The 8,988-nt window shown below is 70.9% G+C and carries 8 protein-coding genes; 2 read left to right on the forward strand and 6 right to left on the reverse strand.

Features of this window, described 5'->3' with window-relative positions; all coding sequences use genetic code 11:
- Positions 1-8 precede the first annotated feature (8 nt).
- Genes MHO01S_RS15825 through MHO01S_RS15850 form a run of 6 tightly spaced genes read right to left on the reverse strand, consistent with a single transcriptional unit; the run spans position 9 to position 6,527 of the window.
- A complete protein-coding gene (locus tag MHO01S_RS15825; protein ID WP_061782589.1) occupies positions 9-812 on the reverse strand; it encodes an HpcH/HpaI aldolase family protein in 804 nt (267 codons plus the stop codon).
- Positions 797-1,579 (reverse strand): 2-keto-4-pentenoate hydratase, encoded by a 783-nt coding sequence (locus MHO01S_RS15830; protein ID WP_267956662.1) that lies wholly within the window; start codon positions 1,577-1,579, stop codon positions 797-799. Before MHO01S_RS15830 ends, MHO01S_RS15825 begins: the two co-directional genes overlap by 16 nt.
- 2 nt (positions 1,580-1,581) lie before the next feature.
- A complete protein-coding gene (gene hpaD, locus MHO01S_RS15835; protein ID WP_060960416.1) occupies positions 1,582-2,745 on the reverse strand; it encodes a 3,4-dihydroxyphenylacetate 2,3-dioxygenase in 1,164 nt (387 codons plus the stop codon).
- 29 nt (positions 2,746-2,774) lie between these two features.
- Complete coding sequence (gene hpaE / locus MHO01S_RS15840; protein WP_060960417.1) at positions 2,775-4,295, reverse strand: 5-carboxymethyl-2-hydroxymuconate semialdehyde dehydrogenase; 1,521 nt, start codon at positions 4,293-4,295, stop codon at positions 2,775-2,777.
- 22 nt (positions 4,296-4,317) lie between these two features.
- Positions 4,318-4,986: a GntR family transcriptional regulator gene (locus MHO01S_RS15845; protein ID WP_060960418.1), complete on the reverse strand. Its 669-nt coding sequence runs from the start codon at positions 4,984-4,986 to the stop codon at positions 4,318-4,320.
- Positions 4,983-6,527, reverse strand: a complete 1,545-nt coding sequence (locus MHO01S_RS15850; protein WP_060960419.1) for a fumarylacetoacetate hydrolase family protein — start codon at positions 6,525-6,527, stop codon at positions 4,983-4,985. The genes MHO01S_RS15845 and MHO01S_RS15850 overlap by 4 nt, the downstream gene beginning before the upstream one ends.
- A gap of 112 nt (positions 6,528-6,639) precedes the next feature.
- On the opposite strand from MHO01S_RS15850, the gene MHO01S_RS15855 reads away from it, so the two are divergent.
- Together MHO01S_RS15855 and MHO01S_RS15860 are read left to right on the forward strand one after the other, a co-directional pair.
- Positions 6,640-8,028 (forward strand): MFS transporter, encoded by a 1,389-nt coding sequence (locus MHO01S_RS15855; RefSeq protein ID WP_060960420.1) that lies wholly within the window; start codon positions 6,640-6,642, stop codon positions 8,026-8,028.
- A gap of 18 nt (positions 8,029-8,046) precedes the next feature.
- A partial coding sequence (locus tag MHO01S_RS15860; RefSeq protein WP_174524696.1) for an FAD-dependent monooxygenase occupies positions 8,047-8,988 on the forward strand: 942 nt, incomplete at its 3' end.

Genomic DNA, 8,988 nt, shown 5'->3' on the forward strand with positions numbered 1-8,988 from the left:
GGGGCGGCTCAGTACGAGCCGCGTACCGTGTCGTCCGCGGCGGGCACCCACCGCGCCGCGAGCGCCTCGGACCCCCGCGCGAGCAGCGCCACGTCGGCGCCGACGAGGACGAAGGCGGCCCCGGCATCCAGATACGACTGGGCGACGCGCGGGTCGAACGCATTGACGCCCACGGGTGTGCCCGTCGACCGCACCGCCTCGAAGGCGCGGATCACGGCGGCCGTGACGTCGGGATGGGTCTGCTGACCGAGCAGCCCCATCGAGGCGGCCAGGTCGCTCGGCCCCACGAAGACCCCGTCGATGCCGTCGACCGCGGCGATCTCGGCGGCCGCGTCGACGCCCTCGGCCGTCTCGACCTGCACGAACACCGAGACGTACGCGTCGGCGTTCGGGAGGTAGTCCTCGACGCGGTTCCAGCGGGCGGAACGCGCGAGCGCGGAGCCGACGCCCCGCCGGCCGCGCGGGGGATAGCGGGTGGCCTCCACGACGGCGCGTGCCTCGGCGGCCGACGACACCATCGGCACGAGGATGTTCTGCGCGCCCAGGTCGAGCACCTGCTTGATGGTCACGACGTCGCCGATCGGCACGCGCACCACCGCCGTCGCGGGCGACCCCTCGACGGCCTGCAGCTGCTCCCGCACAGAGGCGAGGGTGTTCGGCCCGTGCTCCATGTCGATGAGCAGCCAGTCCAGGCCCGAGCCCGCCATGATCTCGGCGACGAGCGCGGAGCCGGAGCACACCCAGCCTCCGGCGAGGGGGCGGGATGCCGCGGCCAGCCGGTCGCGGAAGGTCGGGCTCAGACGAAACGACACTCGATGACCCCCATCTCGCCGAAGTCGCAGCGCACCTCGTCGCCGCGTCGGACCCACATGGGCCGCGTGAACGACCCGGCGAGGATGATCTCGCCCGCCTCGAGTCTGGCACCGTGCTGCGCGAACTTGTCGGCAAGCCACGCCACGCCCGCCGCGGGATGGCCGAGGACGCCGGCGGCGACACCCGTCTCCTCGATCTCGCCGTTGCGGCTGAGCACGCCGGGCACCCAGCGCAGGTCGATCTCGTCGGGCCGGCGATGGACGTCGCCGAGCACCATCGCGCCGTACGCGGCGTTGTCGCTGATCGTGTCGACGATCGTGCGGCCCTCCAGCTCGATGTGCGAATTGAGCACCTCCAGCGCGGGCACCGCGTAGTCGATCGCCGCGAGCGCGTCCTCGAGCGTGCAGCCCGGCCCCGCGAGCGGGGTCTTCAGCACGAAGGCCAGCTCGACCTCGATGCGCACGTTCGAGAAGTGGTCCACCGGGATGGCCGCTCCCGTCGGGTAGACGGTGTCGTCGAACATGACGCCGTAGTCGGGCTCGGTGATGCCGGTGGCCTGCTGCATCGCCTTCGAGGTGAGTCCGATCTTGCGGCCCACGAGAGTGCGTCCGGCCGCGATCATGCGGTCGCGCCAGACGCCCTGGATCGCGTAGGAGTCCTCGATCGTCGCCTCGGGGTGTCGCGCCGTGATCCGGGGGATGACGGTGTGGGTGCGGTCGGCTTCGGCCAGCTCCTCGGCGAGGCCGGCGATGGTCTCGGCATCCATGATCAGAGCTGGTGGCCCAGCTTGTACTCGCCCTGCTTCCATTCCGGCAGTGACGACTCGTCGTCGCCGCGGGTGTAACTGAAGCCGTCGGCGCCGATCGTCACGGCCATCTCCGAGGCGTCGGTGCGGGTGACGACGGGCTGCGGGTTGCCGTCCAGGTCGAGCACGAGCGACGCATCCGTGTACCAGGACGGCACGACCGGGGTGCCCCACCAGTCGCGGCGCTGGTTGTCGTGCACGTCCCACGTGACGACGGGGTTGTCCGGGTCGCCGGTGTAGTAGTCCTGCGTGTAGATCTCGACGCGGTGGCCGTCGGGGTCGCGCAGGTACAGGTAGAACGCGTTGCTGACGCCGTGGCGGCCCGGCCCGCGCTCGATCATGTCGCTGCGGCGGAGGGCGCCGAGCTTGTCGCAGATCGCGAGGATGTTGTGCTTCTCGTGGGTCGAGAACGCGACGTGGTGCATCCGCGGGCCGTCGCCGCCGGTCGTCGCCGTGTCGTGCACGGTGGGCTTGCGGCGCATCCAGGCGGCGTAGACCGTTCCCTCCTCGTCCTGGATGTCCTCCGTCACGCGGAAGCCGAGGTCCTGGTAGTGGCGCACCGCCCGGGGGACGTCGGGCGTCACCTGGTTGAAGTGGTCGAGGCGCACGAGCGCTCCCGGTGTGTACAGGTCGTACCGCCAGGCGAGCCGCTCGACGTGCTCCGTCTCGTAGAAGAACTCGTACGGGAAGCCGAGGGGGTCGACGACCCGGACGGCGTCGCCGATGCCCTTCGTGAAGCCCTCCGGGTTGCGGCGCACGTCGCAGCCGAGCTCGGTGTAGAAGGCGACGGCGCGGTCGAGGTCGTCCGCGGAGCGCACCCGGTAGCTGAACGCGGCCACGGCGGCGATCGGTCCCCGGCGCAGGACGAGGTTGTGGTGGATGAACTCCTCGAGCGAGCGCAGGTAGACGGTGTCCTCGTCCTCCTCGGTGACCGTCAGCCCCAGGACGTCCACGTAGAACTCGCGGGAGCGCGCCAGATCGGTGACGACGAGCTCCATGTAGGCGCAGCGCAGGATGTCGGGGGCCGGCGACGTCGGGGTGGCGACGGGGTTGTCCGAGGCGATGGGCGCCTCGGGCGAGACGAAGAACCCGGACGCGGTCTTCGTCATGGTCGAGCGGTCGGTCATGTCAGCGTCCTTGCGTGATGAGGGGTGGGTCAGTTCTTGCCGAATGTCGGGTTGTGGACCGCGCCGAGCGTGATGTGCACGGCCTGCTGGTCGGTGTAGAAGTCGATGGAGCGGTAGCCGCCCTCGTGGCCGAGGCCCGACGCCTTCACTCCGCCGAACGGGGTGCGCAGGTCGCGCACGTTGTTCGAGTTGAGCCAGACCATGCCGGCCTCCACCGCCTGGGCGAAGTTGTGCGCGCGTCTGAGGTCGTTGGTCCAGACGTAGGCGGCGAGCCCGTAGCGCGTGTCGTTGGCGAGCGCGAGGGCCTCCTCGTCGGTGTCGAACGGCGTGATCGCGACGACCGGACCGAAGATCTCCTCCTGGAAGATGCGGGCGTCGGGGGCGACGTCGGCGAACACCGTCGGGGCGACGAAGTTGCCGAACGCGAAGCCTTCGGGCCGTCCGCCTCCGGCGACCAGGCGCCCCTCGGTCTTGCCGATCTCGACGTAGCCCATCACCTTCGCGAAGTGCTCGGGGTGCACGAGCGCGCCGACCTCGGTCGCCGGGTCGTGCGGGTAGCCGACCTTCACGCGCGACGCCTGCGCCGCGTAGCGCTCCACGAACTCGTCGTAGACGCCCCGCTGGACGAGGATGCGGCTGCCGGCCGTGCAGCGCTCGCCGTTGAGGGAGAACACGCCGAAGATGGTCGCGTCGATCGCGGCATCCAGGTCGGCGTCGGCGAAGACGATCGCCGGGCTCTTGCCGCCGAGCTCCATCGACAGGCCCTTCAGGAACGGCGCCGCGTTGCCGAAGATGATCTGGCCCGTGCGGCTCTCGCCCGTGAAGGAGATGAGGGGCACGTCGGGGTGCTTCACGAGGGCGTCGCCCGCGTCTTCGCCGAGGCCGTTGACGAGGTTGAAGACGCCCTGCGGCAGGCCCGCCTCCTCGAAGATCCCCGCCCAGAGGGATGCCGACAGCGGCGTGAACTCCGCGGGCTTGAGCACGACGGTGTTGCCGGTCGCCAGGGCGGGGCCGAGCTTCCACGACTCGAGCATGAACGGGGTGTTCCAGGGCGTGATCAGTCCCGCCACGCCGATCGGCTTGCGGTTGACGTAGTTGATCTGCCGGCCCGGCACCTTGAAGGTGTCGTCGGACTGGGCGACGATGAGGTCCGCGAAGAAGCGGAAGTTCTCCGCGGCCCGCCGTGCCTGACCGAGGGCCTGGGTGATGGGAAGGCCCGAGTCGAAGGATTCGAGCTCGGCGAGACGGGCGTCGCGCGACTCGACGATGTCCGCGATGCGGTGCAGGATGCGGGAGCGCTCGCGCGGCAGCATCCGCGGCCAGGGCCCCTCGGTGAAGGCGCGTCGCGCCGCGGCGACGGCGAGGTCGATGTCGGCCTTCTTGCCGGCCGCGGCCCGCACGTAGACCTCGTTGCTGACCGGCTCGAGCACCTCGAACGTGTCGCCGTCGACCGCGTCCACGAAGCGCCCGTCGATGTAGTGGCGGATGCGGTCGGGCAGGTCGGCGGGCACATGCCGCGTGTCCAGGGCCGGAGTCGTCGTGTCGGTCATGGTCTCTCCGATCGATGGCGGGTCAACGCCCGGGGGTGTCGTGTCGGGCCTGCAGGAACGCGTCGAGCGTGCGCAGGCGGTGGGTGCGGGTGAACATCTCCAGCTCGTCCGGGTCGGCCTGGCCGCGGATGAGGTCGAGGATGCGATCGTGCTCCTCCACGGAGTGGCGCGGGCGCTCCGGGATGAGCGCGAAGGAGGTGTCGCGAAGACCCGCCAGGCGCGACCAGCCGCGATCGACGAGGTCGAGGATGTGCGGGTTGGGGCAGCGGTCGAACAGCACGGCGTGGAAGCGCTGGTTGAGCTGGGTGTACGTGTGCGCGTCGAAGTCGTCGAGCAGCCGGTGCATGCGTGCGTTGATCTCGGATGCCGCGGCGAGGTCGTCCGCCGTCACGAACGGCGCGGCGAGGCGCGTCGCGTAGCCCTCGACGAGGCTCAGCGTCTGCATCGTGTGGACGTAGGCCTCCTCGTCGACCACCGACACCCGCGCGCCGACGTTCTTCTCGAACGTGACCAGATGTTCCGCCTCGAGGCGGCGGATCGCCTCGCGCACCGGCACCACGCTCATCTCCAGCTCCGCGGCGATGGCGCCGAGCACCAGGCGGTAGCCGGGCCCGTACTCGTGGCGGTGGATGCGCTCGCGGATCCAGTCGTAGGCGATCTCCGACTTGCTGCCGGTGGCGACCGTGGTCATCGCGACTCCTCGTAGATGGCGCGCCAGTGCGCGTTCATCGGGAACAGGCCCTCCACGGGATGGCCTTCGGCGACCCGGGCGGCGATCCACGCGTCCTCCTCCTCCTGGAGGAGTGCCGCATCCGCGATCTCCTGAGCCCGTGCCGGAGGGATGACGATGACGCCGTCGGCATCGCCGACGAGGATGTCGCCGGGCTGCACGGTCGTGCCGCCGCAGGCGATCGTGACGTCCACGTCCCAGGGCACGTGCTTGCGGCCGAGCACGGCAGGGTGCCCGCCGACGGTGTAGACCGGGATGCCCACGTCCGCCACGGCGGCGATGTCGCGCACGCCGCCGTCGGTGACGATGCCGGCGGCGCCGCGGGCGTGGGCGCGGATGGCGAGGACGTCGCCGAGTGTTCCCGACCCCGCCTCGCCGCGGGCCTCGATCACGATGACCTCGCCCTCCGCGACGGCGTCGAAGGCGCGCTTCTGCGCGTTGTAGCCGCCGCCGTGGCTGGCGAAGAGGTCTTCGCGGCCCGGGACGAACCGCAGCGTCTTCGCGGTGCCGACGAGCTTGCTCGCGGGGTGCAGCGGGCGCACGCCGTCGATCGTGACGTTGTCGAGTCCGCGCTTGCGCAGCTGCTGCGACAGTGCGGCCACCGGGGTGCGCAGGAGCTTGTCGCGCAGCTCCGGGCTCAGCGGCCCTCCGACGCGGCCTTCCGGCCCGGCGGAACCCTGAGCCGACACGCCGCCACCCGCGAGGCCGGCGGCCTCCCGGGAGCCCCAGGCCTCCTCGCGCTGCAGATCGTCGACGGCCGGCAGCGATCCGAGCGTCTCGTCGAACGGGATGTCGGGACCGTCGACCACCGTGGTGATCAGGCGCCCGGTGCTCGCGCCGGTCGCCGGCACGTCGACTTCGACCTCGACGACCTCGCCGGGGACGACGACGGAGGAGCCGGCCGGTGTGCCCGTCAGGATGATGTCGCCGGACTCCAGCGTGAAGTGCTGCGAGAGGTCGGCGACGAGCTGCGCGAGCGGGAAGAGGAGGTCGTCGGTGGTGCCCTCCTGCCGCAGCCGGCCGTCCACCCAGGTGCGCACGCGGAGGGCGGTGGGGTCGAGGTCGGCGGCGGGCAGCAGCGCCGGCCCGATGGGCGTGAACCCGTCGCCGCCCTTGGAGCGGACGTTGGAGCCCTTGTCGTTGGCGCGCAGGTCGTAGAGGCCGAGGTCGTTGGCCGCGGTGACCCAGCCGACGTGCCGCCAGGCGTCGTCCACGCCCACCCGTCGGGCGGCGGCGCCGATGACGAGCGCGATCTCGCCCTCGAACGCCAGCAGCTCGGTGCCGGCGGGGCGTTCCACGACACCGCCCGAGGCGGCGACGGAGCTGGACGCCTTGAAGAAGTAGGAGGGGGCGGCGGGTCGGCGGCCGCGCTGGGCGGCCCGCGACTCGTAGCTGAGGTGGACGGCGACGATCTTCCCCGGCCGGCTCGGCAGCGCGGCGAAACGGGTGTCGACGGCATCCGCCGTGTCGTTGTCAGTCACCGTGGGGTGGTCGATGGTCATGAGCTCCCTCGCCCTTGCGTCGTATCCGAAATCGTATATGATCGTTCGCACCGGAGCAAGCATCGCTTCTCCGCACGACAGAGACGTCACACGACACGGGAGTCACACACCGATGAGCGCATCCCCGAGCCAGGCCGGCGGGTTCACCCCGACCGGCACGATCGCCGCCCACACCGATCGCCGCCGGGTGGTGTTCGCCACCATCGTGGGCACGACGGTCGAGTGGTACGACTTCTTCATCTACGCCTCGGCGGCCGGCCTCGTCTTCGGCCAGCTGTTCTTCGCGCCCGCCGGCGAGGGCTTCGCCCAGGTGCTCTCGTTCATCACGGTGGGCATCAGCTTCCTGTTCCGGCCCTTCGGAGCCTTCCTCGCCGGCCACTTCGGCGACAAGTACGGCCGCCGCCTCGTCCTCATGGTGACGCTCGTCCTGATGGGCATCGCGACGACGCTCGTGGGGTTGCTGCCCACGTATGCCGCGATCGGCATGGCCGCGCCGATCCTCCTCGTCCTCCTGCGCATCCTCCAGGGCATCTCGGCCGGCGGCGAGTGGGGCGGCGCGGTGCTCATGGCCGTCGAGCACGCGCCCAAGACGCGCCGCGGGGTCTTCGGCGCCTCGCCGCAGATGGGCGTTCCCCTCGGACTGCTCCTCGCGTCGGGCATGCTCGCCCTGATGGCGCTCATCGCGCCGGGGGAGGCCTTCCTGCAGTGGGGGTGGCGGGTGCCGTTCCTGCTGTCGTTCGTCCTGATCGTCATCGGCTCCTACGTGCGCCGCCGCGTCGAGGAGAGCCCCGTGTTCACCGAGCTCGCCGAGCGCAAGGAGGAGACCCGGATGCCGATCGTGCAGCTGTTCCGTCGTCACGCGCTCCTCGTGATCGTCGCCGCGCTCGTCTTCGCCGGCAACAACGCCGTCGGCTACATGACCACCGGCGGCTACATCCAGCGCTACGCCACCGACCCCAAGGGGCCGATCGGCCTCGCGACGGCCGACGTGCTGGGTGCCGTCACCCTGTCGGCGATCACCTGGCTGCTGTTCACGTTCCTGTCCGGCTGGATCTCCGACCGCATCGGGCGCCGCACCACCTACCTGATCGGCTGGGTGCTGCAGCTGATCGGCGTGTTCCTCCTGTTCCCGCTCGTCGACACGGGATCGATCGTGACGCTGACCGTCGGTCTGGTGATCCTCACCGTCGGCCTCGGGTTCACCTACGGCCCGCAGGCTGCGCTGTACGCCGAGCTGTTCCCGGCATCCATCCGCTTCTCGGGAGTCTCCATCTCCTACGCGATCGGGGCCATCCTCGGCGGGGCGTTCGCACCCACGATCGCCCAGGCGATCGTCCAGGCGACGGGGTCGACCACGGGCGTGACCTGGTACCTCGCCGGCATGACGGTGCTGGGCCTCGTCGCGACCCTGCTGCTGCGCGACCGCAGCGGCATCCCGCTCGGTCCCGACCACGAGGCGGAGCAAGCCGTGAGTCCCCTCTACGGCATGTCGAAGGCGTGAGCCGGAAAGGCGACGACGATGCAGTTCCATCACCACGGGTACGTCTCGGAGGATCCGCGGGTGCTCCCCGCCGCCGGCACGGGCCTCGACCGTCCCGCCGCGCTGCCCGACGAGATCGACGTGCTCATCGTGGGCTCGGGTCCGGCAGGGATGCTGCTGGCCGCGCAGCTGTCGCAGTACCCCGATGTCGTCACCCGCATCGTGGAGCGGCGCAGCGGACGCCTGCCGCTCGGTCAGGCCGACGGCATCCAGCCGCGCAGCGTCGAGACGTTCCAGGCGTTCGGCTTCGCCGAACGCATCATCGCCGAGGCCTACAACATCGGCTGGATGAACTTCTGGGGGCCCGACCCCGAGAACCCGCGCGCCATCGTGCGCCGTTCGCGCACCGCCGACTACGCGTACGACATCAGCGAGTTCCCGCACCTCATCGTCAACCAGGCGCGCGTGCTCGACTACTTCGCCGAGGCGGCGGCCCACGGGCCCGGGCGGATCGTCCCCGACTACGGCATCGAGTTCACCGGGCTCACCGTCCACGACACGGGGGAGTATCCCGTCGAGGTGGGGCTGCGGGTCGTGGCCGGGCCGGACGCGGGAGACGAGCGGGTCGTGCGCGCCAGATACGTCGTCGGATGCGACGGGGCGCGCAGCGGCGTGCGGGCGGCGATCGGGCGCGTGCACGTCGGCGACATCTCGCAGCACGCCTGGGGCGTCATGGACGTGCTGGTCGAGACCGACTTCCCCGACTGGCGCATCAAGTGCGCGATCAACGCCGAAGCGGGCAACATCCTCCACATCCCGCGCGAGGGCGGCTATCTCAGCCGCGTCTACGTGGATCTCGGCGCGGTCGCCGCGGACGACGACCACCGGGTGCGCCAGACGCCGATCGAGGAGATCATCCGGCGCGCAGGCGAGATCCTCCATCCGTACACGCTCGATGTGAAGAGCGTGGCCTGGCACAGC

Origin of the sequence: Microbacterium hominis NBRC 15708 (genome assembly GCF_001592125.1) — a bacterium.
GTDB lineage: Bacteria > Actinomycetota > Actinomycetes > Actinomycetales > Microbacteriaceae > Microbacterium > Microbacterium hominis.

Bases quoted from the DNA above. Each gene is read 5' to 3' on its own strand.
- MHO01S_RS15830 (WP_267956662.1), bottom strand. From the start codon at position 1,579: ATGGATGCCGAGACCATCGCCGGCCTCGCCGAGGAGCTGGCCGAAGCC.
- hpaD (WP_060960416.1), bottom strand. From the start codon at position 2,745: ATGACCGACCGCTCGACCATGACGAAGACCGCGTCCGGGTTCTTCGTC.
- hpaE (WP_060960417.1), bottom strand. From the start codon at position 4,295: ATGACCGACACGACGACTCCGGCCCTGGACACGCGGCATGTGCCCGCC.
- MHO01S_RS15845 (WP_060960418.1), bottom strand. From the start codon at position 4,986: ATGACCACGGTCGCCACCGGCAGCAAGTCGGAGATCGCCTACGACTGG.
- MHO01S_RS15850 (WP_060960419.1), bottom strand. From the start codon at position 6,527: ATGACCATCGACCACCCCACGGTGACTGACAACGACACGGCGGATGCC.
- MHO01S_RS15855 (WP_060960420.1), top strand. From the start codon at position 6,640: ATGAGCGCATCCCCGAGCCAGGCCGGCGGGTTCACCCCGACCGGCACG.